This is a genomic window from Psychrobacter sp. 1176_08, from assembly GCF_052850615.1.
This window is the reverse complement of the sequence record NZ_VXCU01000010.1, coordinates 62,266-87,680: the sequence shown is the minus strand read 5'-3', so window position 1 is coordinate 87,680 and position 25,415 is coordinate 62,266. Positions and strand designations below refer to the sequence as shown.

Annotated in this window: 22 protein-coding genes; 12 read left to right on the top strand and 10 right to left on the bottom strand. The window is 43.9% G+C overall.

The window, feature by feature from the left end:
* The first annotated feature begins 90 nt into the window (after positions 1–90).
* Positions 91–1,047 (top strand): ribosome biogenesis GTPase YlqF, encoded by a 957-nt coding sequence (gene ylqF / locus FW759_RS12775; protein ID WP_131401174.1) that lies wholly within the window; start codon positions 91–93, stop codon positions 1,045–1,047.
* Between the two features lie 245 nt (positions 1,048–1,292).
* Positions 1,293–2,561: an A/G-specific adenine glycosylase gene (mutY, locus tag FW759_RS12770; RefSeq protein ID WP_443530522.1), complete on the top strand. Its 1,269-nt coding sequence runs from the start codon at positions 1,293–1,295 to the stop codon at positions 2,559–2,561.
* A gap of 163 nt (positions 2,562–2,724) precedes the next feature.
* Here the strand turns inward: mutY and FW759_RS12765 are convergent, their stop codons facing one another.
* Positions 2,725–3,627, bottom strand: a complete 903-nt coding sequence (locus tag FW759_RS12765; RefSeq protein WP_443530521.1) for an acyl-CoA thioesterase — start codon at positions 3,625–3,627, stop codon at positions 2,725–2,727.
* Positions 3,628–4,006: 379 nt separating this feature from the next.
* The gene (gene rapA, locus FW759_RS12760) at positions 4,007–6,895 is read right to left on the bottom strand and encodes an RNA polymerase-associated protein RapA (protein ID WP_446443180.1); all 2,889 of its coding nucleotides are present in this window, start codon (positions 6,893–6,895) and stop codon (positions 4,007–4,009) included.
* A 363-nt stretch (positions 6,896–7,258) separates the two neighbouring features.
* Here rapA and FW759_RS12755 point away from each other — a divergent pair, with 363 nt between their 5' ends.
* A complete protein-coding gene (locus tag FW759_RS12755) occupies positions 7,259–8,206 on the top strand; it encodes a D-2-hydroxyacid dehydrogenase (RefSeq protein ID WP_446443179.1) in 948 nt (315 codons plus the stop codon).
* A gap of 170 nt (positions 8,207–8,376) precedes the next feature.
* Here the strand turns inward: FW759_RS12755 and FW759_RS12750 are convergent, their stop codons facing one another.
* Together FW759_RS12750 and FW759_RS12745 are read right to left on the bottom strand one after the other, a co-directional pair.
* A complete protein-coding gene (locus FW759_RS12750) occupies positions 8,377–9,996 on the bottom strand; it encodes a flavin-containing monooxygenase (RefSeq protein WP_446443178.1) in 1,620 nt (539 codons plus the stop codon).
* Between the two features lie 245 nt (positions 9,997–10,241).
* On the bottom strand, positions 10,242–10,955 hold the full coding sequence (locus FW759_RS12745) for an RluA family pseudouridine synthase (protein ID WP_446443177.1): 714 nt from the start codon (positions 10,953–10,955) through the stop codon (positions 10,242–10,244).
* Positions 10,956–11,327: 372 nt separating this feature from the next.
* Here FW759_RS12745 and trxA point away from each other — a divergent pair, with 372 nt between their 5' ends.
* From trxA to FW759_RS12730, 3 genes are all read left to right on the top strand, one after another.
* On the top strand, positions 11,328–11,654 hold the full coding sequence (gene trxA, locus FW759_RS12740; protein WP_062845604.1) for a thioredoxin: 327 nt from the start codon (positions 11,328–11,330) through the stop codon (positions 11,652–11,654).
* A gap of 537 nt (positions 11,655–12,191) precedes the next feature.
* On the top strand, positions 12,192–13,460 hold the full coding sequence (rho, locus tag FW759_RS12735) for a transcription termination factor Rho (RefSeq protein ID WP_025651526.1): 1,269 nt from the start codon (positions 12,192–12,194) through the stop codon (positions 13,458–13,460).
* Between the two features lie 502 nt (positions 13,461–13,962).
* Positions 13,963–14,208 (top strand): hypothetical protein, encoded by a 246-nt coding sequence (locus FW759_RS12730; RefSeq protein WP_062845605.1) that lies wholly within the window; start codon positions 13,963–13,965, stop codon positions 14,206–14,208.
* A gap of 162 nt (positions 14,209–14,370) precedes the next feature.
* Here FW759_RS12730 and ypfJ read toward each other — a convergent pair whose 3' ends face one another.
* Positions 14,371–15,264 carry a KPN_02809 family neutral zinc metallopeptidase gene (ypfJ, locus tag FW759_RS12725; RefSeq protein WP_446443176.1) on the bottom strand — a complete coding sequence of 298 codons (894 nt, stop codon included), beginning with the start codon at positions 15,262–15,264 and terminating at the stop codon, positions 14,371–14,373.
* A 523-nt stretch (positions 15,265–15,787) separates the two neighbouring features.
* On the opposite strand from ypfJ, the gene FW759_RS12720 reads away from it, so the two are divergent.
* Positions 15,788–16,156, top strand: a complete 369-nt coding sequence (locus FW759_RS12720) for a hypothetical protein (protein WP_062845607.1) — start codon at positions 15,788–15,790, stop codon at positions 16,154–16,156.
* A 243-nt stretch (positions 16,157–16,399) separates the two neighbouring features.
* Here FW759_RS12720 and FW759_RS12715 read toward each other — a convergent pair whose 3' ends face one another.
* The 5 genes from FW759_RS12715 to rpmI all read right to left on the bottom strand — a co-directional run bounded on the left by FW759_RS12715 (position 16,400) and on the right by rpmI (position 21,498).
* Positions 16,400–16,699: an integration host factor subunit alpha gene (locus FW759_RS12715; protein WP_062845608.1), complete on the bottom strand. Its 300-nt coding sequence runs from the start codon at positions 16,697–16,699 to the stop codon at positions 16,400–16,402.
* Positions 16,700–16,957: 258 nt separating this feature from the next.
* Positions 16,958–19,363 (bottom strand): phenylalanine--tRNA ligase subunit beta, encoded by a 2,406-nt coding sequence (gene pheT, locus FW759_RS12710; RefSeq protein WP_446443175.1) that lies wholly within the window; start codon positions 19,361–19,363, stop codon positions 16,958–16,960.
* 103 nt (positions 19,364–19,466) lie between these two features.
* Positions 19,467–20,522 (bottom strand): phenylalanine--tRNA ligase subunit alpha, encoded by a 1,056-nt coding sequence (gene pheS / locus FW759_RS12705; protein ID WP_443566552.1) that lies wholly within the window; start codon positions 20,520–20,522, stop codon positions 19,467–19,469.
* 302 nt (positions 20,523–20,824) lie between these two features.
* The gene (rplT, locus tag FW759_RS12700; RefSeq protein ID WP_011281252.1) at positions 20,825–21,181 is read right to left on the bottom strand and encodes a 50S ribosomal protein L20; all 357 of its coding nucleotides are present in this window, start codon (positions 21,179–21,181) and stop codon (positions 20,825–20,827) included.
* 119 nt (positions 21,182–21,300) lie between these two features.
* Positions 21,301–21,498 carry a 50S ribosomal protein L35 gene (gene rpmI / locus FW759_RS12695; RefSeq protein WP_062845610.1) on the bottom strand — a complete coding sequence of 66 codons (198 nt, stop codon included), beginning with the start codon at positions 21,496–21,498 and terminating at the stop codon, positions 21,301–21,303.
* A gap of 429 nt (positions 21,499–21,927) precedes the next feature.
* On the opposite strand from rpmI, the gene FW759_RS12690 reads away from it, so the two are divergent.
* The 5 genes from FW759_RS12690 (at position 21,928) to tatC (ending at position 25,343) form a co-directional block, all read left to right on the top strand.
* Positions 21,928–22,371 carry a thioesterase family protein gene (locus FW759_RS12690; protein WP_446443174.1) on the top strand — a complete coding sequence of 148 codons (444 nt, stop codon included), beginning with the start codon at positions 21,928–21,930 and terminating at the stop codon, positions 22,369–22,371.
* 119 nt (positions 22,372–22,490) lie between these two features.
* Positions 22,491–23,327: a bifunctional phosphoribosyl-AMP cyclohydrolase/phosphoribosyl-ATP diphosphatase HisIE gene (gene hisIE, locus FW759_RS12685; protein WP_443566554.1), complete on the top strand. Its 837-nt coding sequence runs from the start codon at positions 22,491–22,493 to the stop codon at positions 23,325–23,327.
* Between the two features lie 197 nt (positions 23,328–23,524).
* Positions 23,525–23,797: a Sec-independent protein translocase subunit TatA gene (gene tatA, locus FW759_RS12680; RefSeq protein WP_446443173.1), complete on the top strand. Its 273-nt coding sequence runs from the start codon at positions 23,525–23,527 to the stop codon at positions 23,795–23,797.
* A gap of 50 nt (positions 23,798–23,847) precedes the next feature.
* Positions 23,848–24,456 carry a Sec-independent protein translocase protein TatB gene (gene tatB / locus FW759_RS12675; protein ID WP_446443172.1) on the top strand — a complete coding sequence of 203 codons (609 nt, stop codon included), beginning with the start codon at positions 23,848–23,850 and terminating at the stop codon, positions 24,454–24,456.
* A 149-nt stretch (positions 24,457–24,605) separates the two neighbouring features.
* Positions 24,606–25,343, top strand: coding sequence for a twin-arginine translocase subunit TatC (tatC, locus tag FW759_RS12670; protein ID WP_443566595.1), 738 nt, complete (start codon positions 24,606–24,608; stop codon positions 25,341–25,343).
* Positions 25,344–25,415: the final 72 nt, after the last annotated feature.

Genomic DNA, 25,415 nt, shown 5'->3' with positions numbered 1-25,415 from the left:
CATGCGGGTTCTGTAGTAAACTGGCATCATTAGAAAGTAAACGTTCATTGTTTTACTTTTAGCATTTTTTATAAAAGGTTATGAAGTCAGATGGATAAGAGAGCAAGTATTCAGTGGTTCCCTGGGCACATGAACAAAGCCCGCAACGAAATCAAAGAAATCATGCCGCAGATGGATGTGGTCATCGAAGTGATTGATGCGCGCATTCCTTATAGTAGTGAAAACCCAATGGTCGCAGCGTTGCGCGGCGAAAAACCCGTCATCAAAATCCTAAACAAAGCCGACCTTGCTGATCCTGAATTGACCCAAGCGTGGATGGATCATCTTGAGCAGCAAACCAGTGTTAAAGCGATTGCGTGCGATACCGACAAGGCCAACGATGTCAAACGCATCATCGCCATCTGCAAACATCTTGTTCCCAATAAAGTAGGCACAGGCCGTCAAATCAAAGCCATGATTATGGGTATTCCAAACGTGGGCAAATCTACTTTGATTAATACCTTGGCGGGGCGCGCTGTGGCAAAGACGGGTGATGAGCCAGCGGTGACCAAATCTCAGCAGCTGATTAAACTTGACGATGACATCATGCTCTATGACACGCCTGGTATGCTATGGCCAAAGGTTGAAAATGAAAATTCTGGCTATCGCTTAGCCGCGACGGGCGGTATTCGCGATACCGCGTTTGATTTCGCTGATGTGGCAAGCTACACCGCTGAGTATTTGATACACGCCTATCCTGAGCTGCTAAAGACTCGCTATAAAATTGACGAGCTACCCAAGACCGACTGGGAGTTCTTTGAAATAGCGGGCCGTAATCGTGGCTGTGTGCGTTCGGGCAATCAGGTCGACACCTACCGCATGTCTGAGATTCTCATCAACGAGCTGCGGAGCGCTAAGATTGGGCGTATCACGCTTGAGACACCAGCTATGATCGAAGCGGAAGAAATCGTCGTCGCAGAACAACGTCTCGCTGCTGAAGAGAAGCGTAAAGCTAAGGAAGAAGAGAAGCGTTTACGTAAAAAGCGTACGCGGCAGAATCGGAAATAGGTTTGGTTTAAAACTTGCTTCTTAAAAAATTATCTTCTATAAAAAAGCCCTCATGGGCTTTTTCTTATTTTGCTTTAATCAAATTTTGCGCCAACACTTATGCTATAAATAATTTTCAGCTTCCATCTATCGTTAAGTAATTATTTTTACTCAATTATTTGCTTTAAACTTCTTGCTACTGGGTCGTAGCAAATACGTATATCAGGTATAATTGGTTACCTTCAAAAAACCAAATAATAGAGCCTATGACCCAGCTAACCGCCAATTCTGAATCTTTTGACACAACTTTTAACCACGCCACCTCTTCCCTAAACTCCTTCGCCCCGCGCCTACTCGATTGGTTTGCCGAAAATGGTCGCCACGACTTGCCGTGGCAACAGCACCAAACCGATACGCCAAATCCTTATATCGTTTGGCTATCAGAAGTTATGCTCCAGCAAACGCAGGTCACCACCGTACTGCCCTACTTTGCGCGTTTTATGGAAACCTTTCCAACCGTACAAGATTTAGCCGCAGCGGATTGGGATTTGGTTGCCGAGCATTGGGCAGGTCTTGGTTACTATGCGCGTGCCCGTAATTTGCATAAAGGCGCTAAGCAGTTGGTTGCAGTTATCGATGAGACAGGGAATTTTCCACAGACTTTGGAAGGCTGGGAGGCGATTTCTGGCGTTGGGCCATCGACTGCTGGGGCAATTATGGCGATGGGATTGCATCATTATGGCGTCATCTGCGATGGTAATGTCAAACGGGTTTTAACACGCTGGGCAGCCATCGATGGTGATATTACCAAATCTGCCACGACCAAAGAGCTGTGGGCATTAGCAGAACGCTTGACCCCAATGGAGAATTCAGGATTATTTGCGCAAGCGATGATGGATATGGGCGCAACCTTATGTACGCGTAGCAAACCTGCTTGTCTCTTGTGTCCGCTGCAAGACGACTGCTTGGCACATGCCGAGGGACGCGAGACTGATTATCCCGTCAAAGCAAAAAAGCAGCCCAAGCCCAGTAAGTTTAGTGATGCGTTGCTGATAGAAAATGTAGACGGTGACATACTATGGCTACAACGCCCTGATAATGGCATCTGGGGCGGCCTGTGGAGCTTACCATTACAGTTTGTGGAAAAAGTTGACAGTAAAGCAAATGGTAAGACTGCTACTAAAAAATCAGAAAGTAGCGAGGATAAGCCATCATGTGATGTACGCAGTAATGAAAAAGTATATGAAGCAGAATTTACCACGGCTGAGCAAATTATCAATGAATGGCTGACAGAAAATGACTTAGTCGCCGCATCAATCAGTCGCACATTGCTGGATGACGACCCTATTAAGCATTCACTCACGCACTTTCATTGGTATCTGACGCCGCGAAAATTGACGGTTGATACGGCACAAATAACCGAGCTAAATAATAAAATGGAAGTGGCTGAGATTGCCTTTAAATGGCTCGACGAACAAAAAGCGCGAGACAGTTTGGGTCTGCCTCGCGCTATGGAAAAAATTATTGAGCGGTAAATCTAGAAGCGATAGTTAAACGTTGATGTTAATGCAAAACTCTAAGCGCTATTTTTAAAATATTTTTAAAGGTAGGGCTTAGAACTTTTTTATCATTCAAGGTTCTACAATATCCGTCTAAATTTTAGGATATGCTTTTCAGGCTAAATTCTAAGACTAGATTTTAGGACTTTGGTACACGCAAACGCATCAAACCTTCTTGTTGTACGGTGGCAACCAGCTTACCATTTTGCCAAAACTGTCCGTGATTGAGCCCTTTGGCATTAGAGGTTGTATCACTCCACATGTCGTACAGCATCCAGCCGTTCAAATCAAAATTGCGATGGAAATGCATCGAGTGATCAATACTGGCCGCTTGCAAACCACTGGTCATAAAGCTCACACCATGGGACATTAGTCCTGTACCGACCAGATAAAAATCCGATGAAAACGCAAGAAGCGCCTGTTGAATAGCAACGGGCTGATTGCCCAGCTCACGAATACGCACCCAGTTAGCTTGTTTGGGTTTCATGGGCTCAGGATGAATTGGGTCACGCGGTTTAACTGGCTTAATCTCCACATGGCGACGACGCATAAAGCGTGCTTTGAGCGCATCTGGCACTTTACCCACGTATTCTTCTTTTAAATCTTGCTCTGCCAGTAAATCTTCAGGTGGCGGATAAACGGGCATATCTTCTTGATATTCAAGCCCCTCTTCCATCGGTGAAAACGAGGCAATCATCGAAAATATGACTTGCTCCACTGGTGGTTTGCCGCGCACTTCTTTGTATTGAATCGCCGTCACTTCACGTGCTGACAGACTGCGACCATCTCGCAATCGGCGCACTTGATAGATGACAGGCTGATTGATATCACCACCACGCAAAAAATATCCATGCAATGAATGACATGGTTTATCTTGATCCAGCGTATGCGCTGCGGCCATCATCGCTTGGGCGAGTACCTGCCCACCAAAAATACGACTGCCAACATAGTCATGGCTTTTACCCTCAAAAACATCAGGGGTCACTTCAATAAGCGCTACCGTAGCGAGCAGCTCATCAATCAGTTGCGAATAATCGGACATGACGATATGTTTCCTTATTTTTATAAAAAACGCACAGCAGCTATCGATATCAATAAGGTTATGATATTGCGACAGATCCGTTGCGTTTGAATTTACAATAATATGAAATCACTTGTTAAAACACACAAGTGAGATTTTAGAACAGAAAATACAGTCATAGCAGTGCTATCACTAAGCGTTTGTTACCTAGGTATTTGTTACAATTTGGCAAGGTAAACATCTTACCCAATATTGGTGGCTTTGACTAGAGACTAAGCGCTTACTTACAAGTATCGCTCGATTTATTTAACGGCGCTGATACAAAACGCCCTGTCTACACAAGCAACATAGATGATAAAAAACGAGATACTCGGTGGCATCTCGTTTTTTTATTTTAAGTTTAAGGTTTTACGGCGACCAATACACGAATAGAATCTGGCACTAGGGATAAATTACCGAGCGCTTGCTCACCTTGGGCTTTTAGTTGCTCTAGACGCTCAATCTCTTCAGGGCGTACGTTAGGATTGATGGTTTGCAGATGCTTGAGGCGTTTGATTTCACGTGACCATTGCTGGCTAAAGCGCGCACTTGCCTGCGCACCAATCTCTGTTAATTGCTCACGAGCAATGTCTTCGGCTTCATAATAACGCTGCTCAATCACATCCCCGCGCACTTTAATCACTTGGCGCGCACGATTTTTATCCAAACGCTCAATGTGCGGCATAATCATGTCGGCGCTGATACGGGCTGACAAATCGCTACCCTGCTCACTGATAAAGACGCGAATGTTCTGTGTGGTCAATGTCGCTGGCAGATTCAGGACTTTTGGCGCAATCGCTTCCACACGAAAATTCACTTCAAGCAATACCATGCCTTGTGGTACTGCAGCACTTTTTAGCATGGCAACCGTGGTATTACCAAAGGTGCTGGTGCTCGCCAGCTCATAGATGGCACGCATCAATGGATGCTCATGCGTGATGAAGTCAATATCTTCGCGCTGTAACGCTTGCTCACGCTCAAAGGTCAGCGTCATGCCGTCTTCGTCACCCAGTGGCAAGCCATCGATATAATCACTGATCTCAGTGCTATCAATCGGGGCAATGACCCATGAGCCATCACGTTGAATATTGTGATCGATATTGGCTGAGGCAAAGAAGCGCTCGATAAATTGCGGCAATAAATTGTGACTATCAAAATCACGCATGGCATCAGCGATACGCCCTGCAACGCGCGGACGGCACGAATTGTACTCAAGCAGACGATCACGGCCGGCTTGTAGCTGAGCTTCTAGCCCCAAACGCGTCTGTAGTGCCTCTGCAATCACATTTTGTAAAGTGGTACGATTGTCATCGGTATCCGCACCCTCAAGCATTGGCTTCAACTCTTGGATATACTGCTCTTGCACGCTTTGGGCAGTCGGTGAAATCTGATTAAACATATTCAGCGCATCGTTATACCATTGGTACAGACGCTCTTGCGCCGTGCCTTGTACATAAGGCACATGCAGCATGATTTGCTGTGTTTGCCCGATACGATCTAGACGACCGATACGCTGCTCTAACGTGTCTGGATTGGCAGGCAAATCCCACAATATCAGCTGGCTTGCAAACTGAAAGTTACGACCTTCAGAACCAATCTCTGAACACAGTAATATCTGTGCGCCTTCGCTATCGGCGAAGAACGCAGCCGCTTGGTCACGCTCAAGTAAGGTCATTTGCTCGGTAAAGATAGCTGTCTTAATACCTGCATGTAAGCGCAATACCGCCTCTAAACTCTCAACCGTCGCACCACTACGAGCAATCAGTAACACTTTATTGTGTTTGAGATCGCCTTTTAAGATATCAATCAACCAAGGCACACGTGGGTCATCTTCTAACCAGCCGCCATCAGGTTGATTCTCTTCGCCCCATAGCTGCTCACGCAATTTGCCATTGGTTTGATAACTGTCTTTCCAAGCGTCAGGTAATGGCAGTGGGTAAGGCTGACTGCTACGACCATAAAAGCCTTTTACACTCTCACGTGTATTGCGGAACAAGATACGGCCCGTACCATGACGATCGAGTAACTCGTTAAGCGCATAGGTTCGCAATTTTTCATCGTCGTTGATTGCTGCAAGCTCGTCAATATTGATGTCTAACAAACTACTCAACGCGGCAATTTGACCCTCACTTACTGGCTTGTCTTCTATCAACACGCCAGCGACTGCTGCTGTTTCAGCAAATGCTTCTTGACCATCGATGAACTCATCTAAATCATCAAAACGATCAGGATCTAATAGGCGCAAACGGGCAAAGTGACTTTGCGCGCCAAGCTGCTCAGGTGTCGCGGTCAATAGCATGACGCCTGGCGTCTCTTCTGCAAAGTCTGCAATTAGGTCATATTTATCATTGCCGCCTTGCGCTTCATCCCAATGCAAGTGATGCGCCTCATCGACGACCAATAAATCAAACCCAGCCTCCATCGCTTGGTCATACAAATCAGGATGGTCAAGCAGCAGATCCATACCAGCGATAATACATTGCTCAGTAGCAAAAACGTTTTGTTCAGGATCGTGCTCTTTAATCGCCGCAGTACGAACCAAATCAAACAGCGCAAAGTTCAGATTAAAGCGGCGGCGCAGCTCGATCATCCACTGATACTGTAGACTATCTGGTACTAAAATCAGTACGCGCTCAGCCTTACCCGTGAGTAATTGCTGATGAATAATCAAACCTGCTTCAATGGTTTTACCAAGGCCAACTTCATCGGCTAGCAACACACGCGGAGCGATACGTTTGCCCACTTCATGCGCGATATAGAGTTGATGTTCGATAATATCGACACGTGCGCCCATCAAGCCTTTTAATGGGTGACCGGCAAGCGCCGACTGCATACGCAAGATATCTTGACGCAGCTCGTACCAATCACCGCGCTCAATACGACCAGCGAGCAGACGTTCAAGCGGCTTTGCTAGCGTAATATTGGCCGCAAGACGGGTCTCCATAATGCCTCTTTCGTGCTCATCGACACCGTACTTGAGTACGCCCATGACTTCGTCAACCGCATTGACTGTATAGCATTTGCCGTCTTGGTCATAAATGCTGTCACCAATTTTGAACACCACACGTGATAAAGGCGCAGAGTTTTTGGCATAGACGCGTGTCTCTTCACTTTGAGGAAATAAAATATGGACACATCGGTCGTCTACATCGATGACCACACCCAAGCCCAGCTCGGACTCCGTATCAGATAAATAACGTTGACCAACGGCGAATTCGGTGCTGTGCAATGAAGCAATAGAAATAGTCATAGGGCGATGTCTTTTGTACTCAGATGATAAGAAAATAAATAGCGATGGTGGCTATCATACGGCTAAAGTGACTCACGCATCACTACATCAAAATTCGGATGCGTGATACGGTCACATAAAACAAACCAGCCATTAAACCGAACCATTATATAACGTTAGCGGCTAGATGAGTGCGTTAAGTTGAATTTTCAAGAGAGGGCGTGCGATAGCCATTGATATTATAAGATATTTAGCAGATTCGTTTTTGACTAAGCTGAGATTTAACTAAGTACTAAGCTGATATTTGACTAAGCGTTGTCACGTGCTACATTAAGACGCTCAATGCTTTCAATATAAATTCAAAACAATAACTAAGGATGACGCATGCAAGCGGTTTTTTTAGATAAAGGCACTTTTTCTGATGGCATTGACTTGCCTGCACCAGCAGGAGTCAGCGACTACATCACATATAACGACACGCCAAAAGACACAGACACCATTATTGAGCGTTGTAAAGATGCCGACATCATCATCACCAATAAAGTCCAAATTGGCGCTGACGTCATCGAAAGCTTGCCCAAGCTCAAGCTGATCCAGCTGACGGCCACAGGCATGAACAACGTCGATAAAGAGGCTTGCGACAAGCATGATGTTGCACTTTACAATGTCGCTGGTTACGCCGTCAAAAGCGTCCCTGAGCATACCTTTATGCTGATGCTAACGGCTATGCGCGCAGGTATTCACTATCATCAAAAAGTCGCTGATGGCACATGGCTTGCCAATGGCAATTTTTGTCTGCTTGATATTCCGCTCATTGATCTAGAAGACAAAACGCTTGGTATCATTGGGGTTGGTACGATTGGCAAACGCGTCACCGATATTGCTCGCGCCTTTGGCATGACCGTTTTATGGGCCGAGCATCAAGGACAAGTGCCTCGTAATGAAGATTACACAGCATTTGATGAGGTACTCGCCCGCTCGGACGTCATTACCCTGCACTGTCCACTAAATGAACAGACTCAGCATCTTATTAACAAAGACACGTTGGCAAAAATGACCAAACAGCCACTCATCGTCAATGTGGCGCGAGGCGGGGTTGTCGATAGTCAAGCACTGACCGATGCCATCAACCATGAGCAAATCATCGGCTATGCCAGCGATGTGTTTGAACAAGAGCCAATCGCAAATGATGATCCGTTACTCACCCTTTCCAATCATCCACGTGTGATATTTAGCCCGCACAATGCTTGGGGCAGCAAAAGCGCGCAGGAAACCTTGTGGCAAATGCTCAGCAAACAAGTGACTGATTTTATTGATAAGCAGTCAAAATAACTGATAATCTCAGTATTAAAGACTTGGTTGTGACCAAGTCTTTACACCATTAGGTTAGTATAAAAGGAATTAGCAGAACCGGGATAAATGTTACCAAACCTCTGTCGCCATAGGCACAGTAAGCAAGAAAAATTTATACCCGTTCTGCCTGATAACGCCCTGTATTTGTTTTAACGACTAAACTGCAACCAATCGTCTTTTATCTGACGATATTTGAGCATTACGCGGTCACTGAGATAATTATTGGTCACGTACCAAGGATAGCGATCGCCTTGTTTGGGCAGCTCATTTATGGCTCGTCTCACATACCCCGCTGATAACGCTCCCATCACAGTGTCTTCTTGAATGTGTGCCTCGCTATGGTCGGTTTTTGCTTGTGGTAATGCCACCTTATAACGATGCTTATGCATGTAATCCAGCAGGCGTATGACATACTGACACGCCAGATCAATTTTTAGTGTCCACGAGGCGTTGGTATAGCCAAACAGAGCGACCATATTTGGTATCCCTTCGATCATGGTCGCCTTGTAGGTCATGCGACTGCCGATATCGACTGCCTGACCGTCGATATACACGCTGGCACCGCCAAGCATTTGTATCTTTAGACCCGTCGCCGTGACGATGATATCTGCCTCTAGATGCTGACCTGACTTAAGCCTGATTCCTGTTGGCGTAAAGCAATCTATTTGATCAGTGATGATATCGGCACGCTTATGATGTAAAGCGTTGAATAAGTCACTGTTTGGCACGGCACATAAGCGCTCATCCCAAGGATTGTAACTGGGTAAAAAATGTGCCACGTCTACGTTACTGCCTTTTAACTCTTTTTTGACCCCGTGTTTTAATATCGCTTTCATGGCTCTTGGTGCAAAGATAGCCGCTCGGTAAATGCCTTGTTGCATCAGTACATTACGGGCACGCAGCACAGTATAAGCTTGCTCCTTTGATAAAGGTGACAGACTGCCGGATAACCAGTCAAGCGCATAATCATCGCCCGGTACGCTGGCCACATAGGTTGGCGTACGCTGCAATAACGTCACATGCCGTGCGCATTGCGCGCTTTCTTGATCGACTAGCGCTGGCAACAGTGTCATCGCCGTCGCGCCACTGCCAATAATTACCACTTTTTTGTCATCGTAATGAATATTTTGCCAATGCTGCGGATGCACTATCTGACCCCGAAACGCCTCTTCTTTCTCAAAATGAGGTCGATAGCCTTGCTCATAATCGTAATAGCCAGTAGCACCCACGACAAAATTGGCAGTTAGCGTAAACACTTCACCACTACTCTGGTTTTTTACCATCGCCGTCCAGCGCTGGGTCGTACTTGACCAAGACAGCTGCTGCACCTCGTGCTGGTAGCGAATGTGCTCCGTCACCCCAAACTCGCGCGCGGTATCGGCAATATAGCGCTTGATATCCGCGCCTTTTGCCAACATTCTGTGATCCAGCCACGGGCGAAAGCCATAACCAAAGGTCAGTGCATCAGAATCAGAGCGAACCCCAGGATAGGTAAATAAGTCCCATGTTCCGCCCAAATCTGCCCGTTTTTCTAATATCACAAATCGCTGAGCTGTCTTTTTCTTAGGTGACTGGTTGCGCGTTGCCTTATTGGCGCCTTTACGACCAAATAGATTCTTGTGCTGTCGTTGCTGTAAACGGCATGCCATACCAACGCCAGCAAGACCTGCTCCAATGATCAGCACCTCATAATCTACCGGCACGTTTGACGGTTTTTTAGAGGTAAAACAGTTTTTGAGCGCCTGTTTGGCAGAAGTCATATCAAGCATATTTATTATCCTTATAGTGGCATGCATCCTTGCCTTGCATGGTTTTGTTAAGCAATAACGTTTATATAGCCTATCAATTTTAAAAGAGTACAGTTCTACTAGGATGAATTTTTTGAAACCTCTGTCACGCTTGCGAACAGCCAGTAAGAAAAATTTATACCAGTAGAACATCATAACTGTATGTGCCACTTCTGTTCTGGGTTGACTATTACTAACAACCTAAACCTACGAGTACTTATATCATGCTAAAAAGGACACGGGCTTTCCCAATCCATCCATGCGCCAAGCGTGGGATGTTTGAGGCGTAATTGCTGCGCGTGCAGGTTAAGCCTTGGCGCAATCTCTAATGCAGCACCTTCAGCATAAATGGGATCACCAATCATCACATGACCAACATGTACCATATGTACGCGCAACTGGTGACTGCGACCTGTCACGGGTTTCAACATGACGCGCGTGACTGGTTGACCACCGCACTCTTCATGAGCCACGACTTCATACAAGGTCAGCGCGTGCTTTGACCAGTCAGGATCGACGATATGGCGCGGTTTTGTCAGCGGCTCATAACGTACTGGCACGGATATCTCACCAGTGGCACCCACACTTTCCCACTGCCCAAAAACACGTGCTTGATATTTTTTTTGTGGCAATCGCTCAATAAACTGCTTACTGATATGGGTTTGCGCAGCAGCATTTTTGGCAAAAATTATCAGCCCTGAGGTATCCATATCAAGGCGATGAATCAGTTTAACCACCGGATTGGCGCGTTCAAGCCGAGCAAGCAGGCTCACCTTGAGCGTTTTGCCATCGACACTTAGCAGTCCTGCGGGTTTATCGACCACCCAAATGTCATCATCTTCGTAGACAGTAATGTCTTGCGCAAAGGTCTGAAAAAACTCAAGCGGATAAGCGTTTTCTTGAGCGTTTAGAGTAAGGACTTCTTCATCAGTAAAAGGCATAAAATGAGCTACTTATGTGGTTGGACTTGAAGGTACTGAACTATGAACCAGTTATTATGGGCGAACACAAAACGGGTAAGCACTTGAATTAGGAAGAAAAAAACAGATATAAATGTAAGTTTAAGAGAATGCCAGAAAACATAGGTGACAGAGAAACCATAACCTGTATCGTTATGTTTTGATTTATTGTGCTAATAGTAATTGTTGAGCAATTTAACTGGCATACCTCTGCCAATCGCTGCCAAACATGTTAATATAATCGCACATTTTCACCAATTCTAAACCATTCTTTGGCTTCTTATCCTCTATCATGACACCACTATATAGAGAGATACACGCTAACAGAAATAATAAAACAAGAGAGATAATATTATGTCAGACCTTATTGTTAACACCACCGATACAGATTTCGACCAAGACGTATTACAATCAGATGTACCAGTACTGGTAGATTTTTGGGCGGCTTGGTGCGGTCCATGTAAAGCCATTGCGCCTATTTTAGAAGAACTGGCGACTGAATACCAAGGTAAAGTTAAAATCGTCAAAGTTGATGTGGACAGCAACCCACAAGCAGCAAGCCGTTTTGGTATCCGTAACATCCCAACACTGTTTGTATTCAAAGACGGTGAGAAAGTAGATTCAGTCATGGGTTTACAGCCAAAAGCGGAATTGGCTAAAGTATTAGACAAGCATCTATAAGTTAATATTTGTTGGCATCAACCCGTTTGATGTTCACGTTTTACAACGTAATGCTATGTTTCAGAAAGCTATCATCTGTCTTAGATGATGGCTTTTTTGCTTATTTTTTATGCAAAAAACTCAATTATATGACTTTTTTGGCAAAATTTATTGACAACGTCATTGTGAAGACCGTATAGTCTGCTGACAACAGAAAACTAACGGTTTTCTTAAGTGTCTTATTGCTATTCTCCTCGTGTTTATCAACAAAAACACAATCGTCATTATAAACACCATTGCTGAACGAAATGACTGAACACAATTACTGATACTGAGTTTTTGACGCAGACTCTTATGTGGCCTTCTTTGCCTTTATTTCTTATTACCTTGCATCAAACGATTGCAATCCGTACATAAGCTGACGTGTAAAATCAAAACTACATAAATTCTCGTTCTGTGCACACACCCTCTATCACTATACTATCGCTGTTTTAATCAATGTCGTGACTTGTGCTGCTAATGGCATCTCTCATCTGATCAATTGCTAATGACCTATCTATGAATCTAACTGAATTAAAGAAAAAATCAATCGCTGAGCTATTGGCAATCGCCAAAGAAATGGGTCTTGACAACATGGCGCGTAGCCGTAAACAAGACATTATCTTTGCTATCTTAAAAACCCATGCCCGTAATGGTGAAGCCATTTACGGTGACGGCGTGCTTGAGGTTCTTCCTGACGGTTTTGGCTTTTTACGTTCCTCAGAAGGCTCTTATTTGGCAGGCCCTGACGACATCTATGTCAGCCCTAGTCAAATTCGTCGTTTTAGTCTCAAGACGGGTGACAGTATTGCTGGTACGATTCGTCCACCAAAAGATTCTGAGCGTTACTTTGCGCTATTGAAGGTTGGTGAAATCAACTTTGATACGCCAGATCGTTCACGTCATAAGCTTATCTTTGAGAACTTAACCCCTCTATTTCCAACTGAGCAATTGAAGCTTGAGCTTGGTAATGGCACTACTGAAGATTTGACGGGTCGTATCATTGACTTGATTGCTCCGATTGGTAAAGGTCAACGCTCTATTATCGTGGCACCGCCAAAAGCGGGTAAGACGATGTTGCTACAGACCATCGCTCAGTCAATTACTCGTAATAACCCTGAGTGTTATCTGATTGTACTACTCATCGACGAGCGTCCAGAAGAAGTGACCGAGATGGTACGTACCGTGCGCGGTGAAGTGGTTGCCTCTACCTTTGATGAGCCGCCACAGCGTCACGTACAAGTTGCCGAAATGGTCATCGAAAAAGCCAAACGTTTGGTTGAACATAAGCAAGACGTGGTCATTTTGCTTGACTCTATTACTCGTCTTGCCCGCGCTTATAACACCGTCATTCCTTCATCAGGCAAAGTATTGACTGGTGGTTTGGATGCCAATGCGCTAGAGCGTCCAAAACGCTTTTTCGGTGCGGCGCGTAATGTTGAAGAAGGTGGTAGTTTGACCATTATCGCCAGTGCCTTAATTGACACCGGTAGTAAAATGGACAGCGTTATTTTTGAAGAGTTCAAAGGAACGGGTAACCAAGAGATTACGCTTGAGCGTGATTTGGCCGAAAAACGCGTTTTCCCAGCCATCAATATCAAAAAATCTGGTACGCGCCGCGAAGAGCGCCTATTGGATGAAGACAAATTGCGTAAAGTTTGGATTTTACGTAAATTGCTACAGCCGATGGATGGCGTACAAGCCACTGAGTTCTTATTGGATCGTCTCAAAGAGGCAAAAACCAATGATGAGTTCTTTGAGCAAATGAAGCGTAAATCACAGAACTAGGGACAGCCAAGAATTTACTTGCTGACTAAGTAAAAATAGCGTTATTTATTAAGACCGCCTCTGTGCGGTCTTTTTGTTTGCGACTTTTCTCATTTAGAAATATACCGCATGTCTTTATCAAAACAGTTATCTTACTATCTATTTGATTACAATGACTCTATGCAAAACGACTACTATGGATACAGTGGGGCAACATATTTTACAGACATCTTGCAAAGCTTAGCGCTTTTACTACGCCTAGAAATAGTAATATGGGTTAGCATAAGAGCCAGTATAGATATACTCTGCTATCAGATATCGATAGTAGTATTTTTGAGATATTTGCTATGCTTAATAATCCTTACTAATGCAGACCTTATTATGTCTTGCGGTAGCACAATAGATTATTTTAGGATAATTACCCACAAGCTTTACTCCATTATGTTGGTATAAGCAGCTAGGGTAATGAAAATATCGTCTCCTGATTTTGACAAACCAAATTGATAACTTAATAGGTGATACTATGAAATTTGCTAAAACTATCGCAATGACTGCTCTTACTAGCTCAGCTCTTATCATGGGTGGCTGTGCAAGCGGTGGCTACGGCTACAACAGTGGTGTAAGCAATACTGCAAAAGGTGCTGCTGCTGGTGCAGCCGCTGGTGCATTGATTAGAAGTGGCGGAAACAGCAAAGACATCGCACGTGGTGCACTTGGTGGTGCTGCAGTTGGTGGCGCAGGTGCTTACATCCTTAATAACAGCAGATAATCGCTAAAGCCTATTTTAGGAACTTGAGGCTTTACTGCTTTATGATCTGATTCAAAGTAGTTAAGCCAATCAAAGATATCTTAAAATACAAAAAAGCCTGCAATATATATTGCAGGCTTTTTTAATGGGTAATTTTTATAATTAGAGGTATTTTATAAGCACCTATGACAATGCACCACTAAACGTATCGCAAGATTGAATGTTGCCACTCTCTAATCCACGCGTGAACCACTGAATACGTTGCTGGCTTGTGCCATGAGTAAAATTATCTGGCACCACTTCCCCACCACTTGCTTTTGCTAGGCGATCATCACCAATTTGACCTGCCGCGTTAATGGCTTCGTCAATATCACCTGCTTCTAAGAACTGTACACGTTCTTGGTTGCGCTGTGCCCAAACGCCAGCAAAGCAATCTGCCTGCAACTCTTGTAGCACTGACAATTTATTGGCTTGTGCCCGCGTGACTTGACGGCCGGCTTCATTGACTTGTTGCGTGATCCCTAATAAGGTCTGAACATGATGACCAACTTCATGCGCAATGACATATGCTTGAGCAAAGTCACCAGCCTTACCTTGATTGTCTTCACCACCTGAGCCTTGTTGATCACCAGTAATACCTAAGTTCTGACGCATCTCTACAAAAAATGATGTGTCCAAATATACGGTCTGATCACCTGGGCAATAGAATGGACCAGTTGCTGCACTAGCACTACCGCAGGCCGAACTGACTTGTCCATTAAATAGAATCAGTGACGGCTCTTGATAGGTGCTACCTGCTTCATTAAAGACCTGATGCCAAACCTCTTCTGTATCTGCCAATACCACTTTTACAAATTGTGTGTCCCTATCAGTCTCTGTTGCAAGTTCAGTCGACGCCTCTCCACCACTGCCTCCTGCAATTACCTGACCTGTTTGCAAAGCGGTCATTGGATTTACACCAAATACCAACCACAAAATACCAGCAATGATAATACCGCCGATACCACCGCCTATCATCTTACCACCGCCCTTACTTGAGCGTACGTTCGTGCTGCCTCGTCTACCTTGCCATTTCATAATGCTATTCCTCAAACTTACGATAGACATTGCTATTCGTGTCAATAGTTATTCATATTATGTGCTTTTACGCTCAACGCTCTACTCTGCTCTGCTATGTACATCTAATACAGCAAAATCAAATCTTTTGAAAATTCTTTAGATATTTTGTTTCTTCTTATGCAATTAGAAACGCCGCAAATGCCTCGTTTACTTCGGATTTTACTCATCACATCACAATAAAATGCTAAAAAACATAGCAGAAATCTAGACGTAGCAGGCGCTTGAGACTAGAGTGATGTCATTGATTATACGTCGATTAATAAGGATTGCTGTATTAAAAATTATACTGTGTAAACAATATAAAAAATTATTTCACATTTTATTGTTACTTAATTGTACAAGCTATTTCTATTTAAATAAAAAACATATAGAATGCGTGAAAGCTGAGTAGCTGTGACTAAGATGAGTTGATTTCCGGGGTATCTTGGATTTCAACCTTTGTTGCTGCTACTGCTCATTTCATTTTTCCGGAGAATACCTTATGAAACTTAAATTACTTGCTCTAGCTGGTATCATGACTGCAACTATGGGCCTAACTGCCTGTGACAGCAACAAAGAAAACGCTGCTGAAGATTTATCTGACGCGCAAGAAGAAGTGCAAGACGCTTCTGCTGAACTAGACGACGCTGCTGCTGAAGGCGAAGTTACTGCTGATGCTGACGCTGCTGTTGCCGGCGCTGAAGCTGATATCGCTGAAGCTCAAGCTGCAACTGCTACTGACGAAATGGACGCTGAAGTTCCTGTAGACGGTACTACTACTAGCGTAGATATGGCTAGCGAAACTCCTGCTACTGATACTGCTGCTGTTGAAGCTTCTGACGAAGTTGTTGTTGAGCAACCAGCTCAGTAATTTTATCTTTTATAAGATAAAAACAGTGTAATTAAAAGAGAGAGCGTATGCTCTCTCTTTTTATGTGTGCGATTTATTAAATAAAATATGGTAAAGACCAGTCATCGTTAGCGTCTTGCATCACACGTATGCTCTCGTCAACATACTTCTACAATATAAGAAACGATGGTAGATAGTAAACTAGGGTAGCAAAGCTATCTTAAAATGCCAAAGCAGTCAGATAGCCAAGAACACCCATCATGCCTAGGCATCAAATAATTTCTCATCAACTTGCTGACGAAATTTTTGTCCCGTTTTAAAAGTTACCACACGGCGTGCAGATACGGCCACCGGTTCACCTGTCTTAGGATTGCGTCCTGGACGACTATTTTTATCTTTAAGCTCAAAGTTGCCAAAGCCTGAAAGCTTGACCTCTTTGCCATCAATCAAACTCTCTGACAACTCATCAAAGAAGTTCTCGACCAAACAGCGGCCTTCTTGGCGTGTTAGGTTAAGGTGACTCATCAAATGCTCAATCATGTCAGATTTGGTTAAGGTGCTCACAGTACGACTCCTATGCTATGTCGTGATGTCGAATATCATGGTTTAGCGTTACGAAGGTTAGTGTCAGTTATTATAAAGCTTTTTTGACGTCTTTTTAACAAAGATGGCATAAAAATCTTTTATTAATAACGACTTAACTTATATTCAAACTGGATTTTTTAGAACGATATCTTGTCTTCATAATGATTGCTATGAATAATAATGCTCCATAGTCAAAAAAATAAGACTATAGAGCATCTAGTATCTTAATATGACGTTTTAACTGTCACGCAGCTGTACAGCATGCTGCTCAGCCAACGCTTGCACCACTTTATCAGTGGCTGTTTTTACCGCCTCATCAGATAAAGTTTGCAGACGGTCTTGCCATATCAAGGCAAAGGCTAGTGAGCGCTGACCTGCTGGCACTTTATCGCCTTGATAAACATCAAACAACCAAAGATCCGTCAACATGCTACCTGCGGCAGCGCGTATCGTTGATTCTAGGGTTTGCAAACTAATCTCACTGTCTACTAAAATTGCAATGTCGCGGCGTACTTGTGGGAATTTACTTGGCGTACTGATAGTATGCTGTTCACGTGCAAGCGTCAGTAATGGCGCAAGTGACAATTGAGCGACCCAAGTAGCTGGTAAATCTAGTTGTTTGGCCGTATTAGGGTGCAATTGTCCAAGCCAGCCAACGTACACGTCATCGATATATAGCTTAGCGCTCTGGCCTGGATGCAAGAAGCTTAGTGCACTACGCTCATAGCGGATGCGGGCATTATCGATCTGTGCAGGAAGTAATTGCTCAATGTCATGTTTTAAGTCGTAGAAATCTAGTGCACGGTTTTGATAGGCTTGTTCATCCCAAATATCACCCACTGCTACCAAGGCGATGCTTGGTGTTTGTACCAACTCGCTGATACTCTGACCAACAAAACTTAACCCTGTCTCAAAAAACCGCACACGTGGCTGCTGACGGTTTAGATTATATTGTACACACGGCAATAAGCTTGACAATAAAGTACGGCGCATCACTGCCAAATCACTAGAGATTGGATTGGCCAATGCCAGCACTTCTCCCAATGCTTTATCATCGAGCAGTGCTTCTAGTTTGGCATCACTAAAGCTAAAGCTGATCGCTTCCATATAGCCATTATCGACCAGCGCCAGCTTCATTTCGTGCGTCAGGTCTGCGGTATCATCGTAGTCCATGCTGACTTGCAAATGTGGCAACACGCTCGGAATATTATCATAACCATAGATACGAGCAATTTCTTCGATGAGATCCTCGCGAATACTCATATCGAAACGGTACGAGGGCGGCGTACAAATCAGTGCGTCCGCTTGTTGCTCTACTACAAACCCTAACTGAGTCAAAATGCGTACCATAACCGTAGGCTCAATATCGATACCGATGACATCACGAACCTTAGTAATCGGTAAAGTAATAGGCGCGCGTGCTGGCAGCTGCTCTTGGTTTTCTACATTTACGATTGACCCTGCTTGACCAGCCGTGACACCAGTAATCAAGTCACGAGCACGTGCTAGTGCAAGCACTGGCAACTCAAAGTCTACCCCACGCTCAAAACGTTGCGATGCATCAGTGTGCAAACCAAAACGACGGGCGCGCGCAGCGATTGCTAAAGGATTAAAGAAAGCACTTTCTAGTACAATATTACTTGTACTATCCGTCACACTACTACGCTGACCACCCATGATACCAGCAAGCGCAAGGATACCTTTATCATCAGCAATGACTAGCTCATCACCTGTTAAGGTAATGGTTTGTTCATTCAATAGAGTCAGGCTTTCCTTGGGTTGCGCCAAACGCACCACAATGTCACCAACAATAGTATCGGCATCAAAAGCATGCAGTGGCTGACCAAGCTCCATGAGCACATAATTGGTCACATCTACCAAAAAATTGTGCGATCGTAGTCCGGACTGTACCAATGCATCTTGCATCCATTTTGGCGTGTCAATGCTACGATCAATATGGCTAATTGACTGTAATAAGTAACGTGGACAAGCTTCTACCGCCATTACCGTCACGGCGGGCGTCTGACCGTTATCAGTGTCTGCTACATTGTCAGCGATTTCTGGCATTTGCATAGGCAAATCATTGAGCACTGATATTTCACGGGCAATACCGCGTACACTGAAGCAATCACCACGGTTTGGCGTGATTGAGATATCTAGTATCTGATTGTCTAAGCCCAAATAACTACGGATATCGGTACCAATCGGCGCATCCTCTGGCAGCTCAAGCAAACCATCAATGCTATCAACCAAATCAATCTCAGAAGCACCGCATAGCATACCGTTAGAGGCCACACCGCGCAGCTTGCTTTTTTTGATTTTGAAGCCTTGTTTATCATCGCTCGGTAGTACAGCCCCAACCGTCGCAACAGGCACTTTCATACCAACCGTCACATTCGGCGCGCCGCAGACAATCTGCAATGGCTCAGCGTCACCGATATTTACCTGTGTGACACGCAGCTTATCCGCGTCAGGATGCTGCTCGACGCTCATGACTTCGCCAACGACCACGCCTGTAAAGGCACGAGCAACCGCATAACGATCATCAATTTCTAGTCCAGCCATGGTCAACTGTTCGGCCAACTGTTCACTGGTATTATCAGGGTTCACCCATTGACGTAGCCACTGTTCGCTAATTTTCATAAGTCTCTCGGATCAGAATTTTATAATAAAGATTGTGAAGTAAAGGTTGGCACATTCACTTGTTATATGAACAAGGAGCACTTTTATATAAACAAAAAGCCCTCTAGCCAAACTGCTTTAAGAAGCGTACGTCATTTTGGAAAAACAAACGCAAATCATCAATACCATAGTACAGCATGGCAAAGCGCTCAATACCCATCCCAAAAGCGAAGCCTGTGTATTTGTCGCTATCAATACCGCAGTTGGTCAGTACTTGTGGATGCACCATACCGCAGCCCATCACTTCAAGCCATTTACCATTATCATCTAGAATATCCACTTCGGCAGAAGGCTCAGTGAACGGGAAAAATGAAGGACGGAAGCGAACGGTCAACTCTTTGGCAAAAAACGCTTCTAAAAATTCGCTGATCAAGCCTTTTAGTTCAGCAAAAGTACTCGACTCTGTGACCATAAGGCCTTCTAGCTGATGGAACATCGGCGAATGGGTCTGGTCAGAATCGTTGCGGTAAACACGACCAGGACAAATAATACGAATCGGTGGCTCATTCTTTTCCATCGTACGAATCTGTACCGGACTGGTATGTGTACGCAGCAAATAATGGGCATCAAAATAGAAGGTGTCGTGCATGGCACGTGCAGGATGGTGTGACGGAATATTCAAGGCTTCAAAATTGTAGTAATCACTTTCAACTTCAGGGCCTGTCGCCACATTGAAACCCGCCTGTACAAAATACTGTTGCATACGCTGGGTGATCATCGTGACTGGATGCAAATGGCCTTTTTTGCCACCACGAGCAGGTAAAGTGATGTCAATGCTCTCAGCTTCTAGCTTGGCATTTAGCGCAGCGACTTCGAGCTGTTGTTGCTGATCGGTCAATACCTGCTGAATGCGGCTACGTACCTGATGCAACCAGCCACCGTAGGTTTTTTTGTCATCTGCTTCTAGCTTGCCCATCTGTTTTGACCAGCTGGTGAGCAAGCTTTTTTTACCAGTCAATTGCACACGCAAGTCTTGCAATACACGAGTATCAGTTACTTGTAAGATCAGCGCTTCAGCCGCATCGGTAAACGCGATCAATTGCGCTTCATTAAGATCATTCAGTTCTGAGGATAAAGTCGGTAGCGCCGACAAGTCGATAGTGGCAGCAGGGGTAGTCATAAGACGCATCATTCCTGATTTGAACGGACTATTAATTGTAGGGATTTGACCAAATATTGCAAACCATTTACTCAATCATTTTGATAAAAATTGAAGATTATGAATGGCTTGAATATTTAGACAGGGGCCAGCGTGGCCTGTACTAAAATTTAGTTTTATATGCACCACAAGCAAAATCATATAATATAAAAAAAGCCACCGACCAGCGGTAGCTTCTATTAATATCGTACTATTAATCAATATCAGTGCTATCCATTTAAATACTCACTTAATAACCTGAATATCTAAAGGATGGCTAATATTTAGGCCAATTCCGCTTTTGCTTTTTCGACCAATGCGGTGAAAGTTGCAGCATCATGCATAGCGATGTCAGCAAGTACGCGACGATCGATTGCGATGTTGGCTTTTTTCATGCCATTGATGAAGCGGCTATAGCTTAAGCCATTTAAGCGTGCACCAGCATTGATACGTGCAATCCAAAGACGACGGAAAGTACGTTTTTTGTTGCGACGGTCACGATAAGCATACTGACCAGCTTTGGTCACTGCCTGTACCGCTACGCGGTAAACACGTGAACGGGCACCGTAGTAGCCTTTTGCGCGCTTTAAGATTTTTTTGTGACGGCGATTTGCCTGTACACCACGTTTTACACGGGCCATAATTTACTCCAAGATATTTTAATCACTGTTAAGCGAATGATGATGCTGTTAGATAACAAACATCATTGTCAGATTGCAAAGTCAAATATGTTTAATTAAAGATAAATGACGATAGGCTATTAGATGTATGGGCACATACGACGAACTGCTGCTTCGTCAGACTTGTGCACCAACTTAAGACCACGCAACTGGCGAATACGCTTAGGTGATTTCTTGGTCAAAATATGGCTTTTGAATGCTTGCTTACGCTTGAAGCCGTTCGCTGTTTTTTTGAAACGTTTAGCGGCACCGCTTCTGGTTTTCATCTTAACTTTCATGATGATTTGCCTCTTTTTCTGTGTTAGAACCTGGTCGTCAAATAGTCGTACTGAATAATTGTCACTTAAATAACAACTAAACCTCTATTTGCCTCGAGGTGGGAGGCGCTATTTTAGCAGATAGTGCGTTGTTTTGCCAAGCAAAGTTTTAACGCGTCTTTAGCAAACAATGAGAATAACCCATTCTTATGAGCCGACTCCTCACATACCCTCTCAAAACCCCATTAAAGTTACGAATTACCGCCAAATAGATTGAATGTCAGCTTAAGCTGTGCTTTAGTAGACACTAACATTTGGTATAATCTAAGTACCAAAAATATAAGTCCCAATGATTCTGAATCATCTACCCTACTGCTCAACCATACAACCTTGCTCCTTTAATATCATGATAAGCAGAACACATCGCCTGTAATCGCTAGGAGAAACAACATGTCAGAAAAAAAATTAGACGTTGATGATGAATTCTTAGCTTTTGAAACCGTGATGCGCGTACGCCACGCTGAAATCGATGCAAATCAGTATCTAACACTCGAAGCATTGACAGCCCTTTTGACTGAGTCTTGGCTGAGATTTTTGTACGCTCAAGGCATCAAAGAAGTCAATGCAGACTATCAAGGTTTGATTATTGATGAGTTACAACTAAATATTCGCAGTCGTGTCAAAGTGCGTGAAGAGCTTTTGTTTGAAGTAGGCATTAAACCTTCCTATGACAATGGCGGTCATGTAGAAATAAAGGTCTCTCGGATGCACACAGGTGAGTTGGTGGCACATGCAAGGAAGCATTTTGTCAATTACGACTTTAGGCTCAATAAAGTGACGGCACTTGATAGCACGATTAAAAAAGCGCTTTACCCACGTTTATGCAAGCATTAGTGCTATTTATTCCAACAAATAGTACTTATCAAATGAACCATATTTTTTATACATGGCGTTTTCTCTCAAAATATAAATAGAATGACCAAATAACGACACCTTTAATAAACGGATGAATGATGACTTTACCTGCTTGGCTAGCTGCCATAAAATTTAATGCTGATGGCTTGATTCCTGCAATTGCCCAAGATCACAAATCTGGGCGTATTTTGATGATGGCCTGGATGAATGCAGAAGCGCTACAACTGACCGCACAGACCCAAACGGCTGTTTATTTTTCGCGCTCACGTGCCAAGTTATGGCACAAAGGAGAGTCCTCAGGGCATACCCAGACTGTCCATGATATCCGCTTAGATTGTGATGCCGACGTTATTGTGCTGAGTGTCACTCAAGCGGGCGGTATTGCCTGTCATACAGGACGAGAGTCTTGTTTCTATCGACGTTTGGATCTATCTGGTCAGACCCCAGAATGGCAAACCGTGGACAAAGTTCTAAAAGACCCCTCTGACATTTATCATTTAAATACATCAGACGGTGAGACTGTTCAAAACACCAACTTGAGCACTCATGCCGATACTGAATCTAATCATACTTCAGTCGATGAGCGCTCTATCCTGCAACAACTGGATCACGTATTGGCAGAACGAAAACAAGCCGATGCCGACAGTTCTTATGTGGCAAGTTTATATGCCAAAGGATTAAATAAAATTTTGGAAAAAGTGGGTGAAGAAAGCGTAGAAAGTATTATCGCTGCCAAAGATTTTGCCCACTGCGATGAAAATAGAGACAAAGCGCAATACGATGATGCCCGTCATGAGCTTATTTATGAAGTGGCAGATGTCTGGTTTCATACCTTGGTTGGGCTGGCGTGGTTCGATATAGAATCAGATGCAGTATTAAATGAGCTGGGTCGACGCTTTGGTCTCTCAGGTATTGATGAGAAAGCAGCACGATAGATAATAGGCAACATGACAAAATAATCTTCTACCTGCGAGGATTGTATTTGGTTTCACCTATTTGTCATAAGCGCAGGTTATAATACAGTCTTTTTACTTCATACTATATTTGGGTGCTTTTTATTTAAGAGATCAATCTCCTATCTATTTAAAGCACTTATGATAAAGACTGAAAACCAAGTCAAAAGGATACCATTATGGGCAGTTTTTCTATTACACACTGGCTGATTTTATTGGTTGTGGTGGTAGTCGTGTTTGGCACTGCAAAACTCAAAAATGCAGGCAAAGATTTGGGCGGCGCTGTCAAAGGTTTTAAAGAAGCCGTTAAAGACGAGAACACAGAACACGCTAAAAAGCAGGTAGTACTCGATCATGAGGGCAACGCATATAAGGGCGAGCGTACAACAAGCAACAAGGTTGATACTAGTAATACCCACTCTACTCCTGTTGACGATAAGCACAATATATAATGTTTATCGCATTTAGCCTGTCTCAATTAAAATAGTGATATTCAACCATTATGTTTGATATTGGGTTTTCTGAATTACTCCTCTTTGGCGTTATCGCCCTGATTGTCTTGGGTCCAGAAAAACTGCCTCAGGCAGCACGGACGGCTGGTCAATGGTACGCCAAAATTCGTCGAACCGTCTCTACCTTACAGTCTGAAATAGAAGCAGAGCTAGACTTGGCTGAAACACGGCAACAAATGCAAAAAGAGCTTGCCAAAATTCGTCAAACTGAGGCGGATATGCGACGTGAAATGGCAGAGATGCGCGGCAATATGAAAGAGTTTGCACACTCTCACAATCAGCACCTAAAAACCTCCCAGACTAAAACGGATAGCACTGACGATATTCAAAGCAATAAGACAGATCGCGATGATATAGCCGTACAAAATACTGAACAAAGCACTGACGATATTTCGACCACCGCTACTGTACAGACAACTCAACCTCCTCAACCCATTGTTACCAGACCGTGGGAAAACATGTGGTTCCGTCTGGGTGCCTATGATAAGGCTCGTCGTCTACCTATGCCGCCCTATTTACCGAACCACAAAGCGGACACCCTATTAAACGCTCATTCATTAGAACAGCCAGCCTTCACCAAAAAACAGGAGGCTAATTGATGGGATTGTTTAAGCGTAAAAAAAGCCGCCAAGAAAAAATCATGGATGCAGAGATTGCTGGAACGGAAAGCGAAGATCTAGATATCAATGTCAAGACAGATAATACCTATGAGGAGTCGACCACCGATGTGTTAAGTACATTGGGCGATATGCCGATTACTGAGCATTTGATTGAGCTGCGTCGACACTTGATCAAAATATGTGTGGCAGTATTGGTGATATTTTTGGCACTAGCAGGGTTTTCGCGCGAGCTGTATAACTTTTTATCAGACCCTTTAGTGGCTCAGCTCCCTGCCAATTCCACCATGATTGCGACAGATATTACCTCCAACTTTATGGCACCGATACGTCTGACGGTATTTGTCGCAGCGTTTTTGGCAATGCCGTATATTTTGTATCAAATTTGGTCATTTGTAGCACCCGGTTTGTATAAAAAAGAGAAGAAAATTGCGATTCCAGTACTACTCTCCTCTATATTTTTATTCTATGCTGGCGTGGCTTTTTCTTATTTTATTGTACTAAAAGGCGTGCTGAAATTCTTCATTATGTTTGCTCCGCAAAACGTCTTACCGATGACAGATATCGACAGCTATCTGAGCTTTGCCCTAAAACTGTTTATGGTATTTGGGTTAACGTTTGAGATTCCAGTCGTCACTCTGCTCTTGATATTGACTGGCATTGTCTCCATTCAGAGCCTAGAAGACAAACGTCGTTATATTATCGTGGGCTGTTTTGCAGTGGCTGCTGTCGTGACGCCGCCTGATGGGGTATCTATGCTGATGCTTGCGATTCCCATGTGGTTATTATTTGAGCTTGGTTTATTGTTGGCCAAAATTTTAATCAAAGAAGAGCGTACGCCTGTTTTATCCACGACCAATAAAGAGTAAAATAATGACATCCTCATTTGGCTCGATGTGAGTCTAGTCAATATATAAAATACAGTTTTGACTGTTTGACTC

Excerpts from the sequence above, each read along its gene's own strand:
- ylqF (WP_131401174.1), top strand. The coding sequence starts at position 91 with ATGGATAAGAGAGCAAGTATTCAGTGGTTCCCTGGGCACATGAACAAA.
- mutY (WP_443530522.1), top strand. The coding sequence starts at position 1,293 with ATGACCCAGCTAACCGCCAATTCTGAATCTTTTGACACAACTTTTAAC.
- FW759_RS12765 (WP_443530521.1), bottom strand. The coding sequence starts at position 3,627 with ATGTCCGATTATTCGCAACTGATTGATGAGCTGCTCGCTACGGTAGCG.
- rapA (WP_446443180.1), bottom strand. The coding sequence starts at position 6,895 with ATGACTATTTCTATTGCTTCATTGCACAGCACCGAATTCGCCGTTGGT.
- FW759_RS12755 (WP_446443179.1), top strand. The coding sequence starts at position 7,259 with ATGCAAGCGGTTTTTTTAGATAAAGGCACTTTTTCTGATGGCATTGAC.
- FW759_RS12750 (WP_446443178.1), bottom strand. The coding sequence starts at position 9,996 with ATGCTTGATATGACTTCTGCCAAACAGGCGCTCAAAAACTGTTTTACC.
- FW759_RS12745 (WP_446443177.1), bottom strand. The coding sequence starts at position 10,955 with ATGCCTTTTACTGATGAAGAAGTCCTTACTCTAAACGCTCAAGAAAAC.
- trxA (WP_062845604.1), top strand. The coding sequence starts at position 11,328 with ATGTCAGACCTTATTGTTAACACCACCGATACAGATTTCGACCAAGAC.
- rho (WP_025651526.1), top strand. The coding sequence starts at position 12,192 with ATGAATCTAACTGAATTAAAGAAAAAATCAATCGCTGAGCTATTGGCA.
- FW759_RS12730 (WP_062845605.1), top strand. The coding sequence starts at position 13,963 with ATGAAATTTGCTAAAACTATCGCAATGACTGCTCTTACTAGCTCAGCT.
- ypfJ (WP_446443176.1), bottom strand. The coding sequence starts at position 15,264 with ATGAAATGGCAAGGTAGACGAGGCAGCACGAACGTACGCTCAAGTAAG.
- FW759_RS12720 (WP_062845607.1), top strand. The coding sequence starts at position 15,788 with ATGAAACTTAAATTACTTGCTCTAGCTGGTATCATGACTGCAACTATG.
- pheT (WP_446443175.1), bottom strand. The coding sequence starts at position 19,363 with ATGAAAATTAGCGAACAGTGGCTACGTCAATGGGTGAACCCTGATAAT.
- pheS (WP_443566552.1), bottom strand. The coding sequence starts at position 20,522 with ATGACTACCCCTGCTGCCACTATCGACTTGTCGGCGCTACCGACTTTA.
- rplT (WP_011281252.1), bottom strand. The coding sequence starts at position 21,181 with ATGGCCCGTGTAAAACGTGGTGTACAGGCAAATCGCCGTCACAAAAAA.
- rpmI (WP_062845610.1), bottom strand. The coding sequence starts at position 21,498 with ATGAAAGTTAAGATGAAAACCAGAAGCGGTGCCGCTAAACGTTTCAAA.
- FW759_RS12690 (WP_446443174.1), top strand. The coding sequence starts at position 21,928 with ATGTCAGAAAAAAAATTAGACGTTGATGATGAATTCTTAGCTTTTGAA.
- hisIE (WP_443566554.1), top strand. The coding sequence starts at position 22,491 with ATGACTTTACCTGCTTGGCTAGCTGCCATAAAATTTAATGCTGATGGC.
- tatA (WP_446443173.1), top strand. The coding sequence starts at position 23,525 with ATGGGCAGTTTTTCTATTACACACTGGCTGATTTTATTGGTTGTGGTG.
- tatB (WP_446443172.1), top strand. The coding sequence starts at position 23,848 with ATGTTTGATATTGGGTTTTCTGAATTACTCCTCTTTGGCGTTATCGCC.
- tatC (WP_443566595.1), top strand. The coding sequence starts at position 24,606 with ATGCCGATTACTGAGCATTTGATTGAGCTGCGTCGACACTTGATCAAA.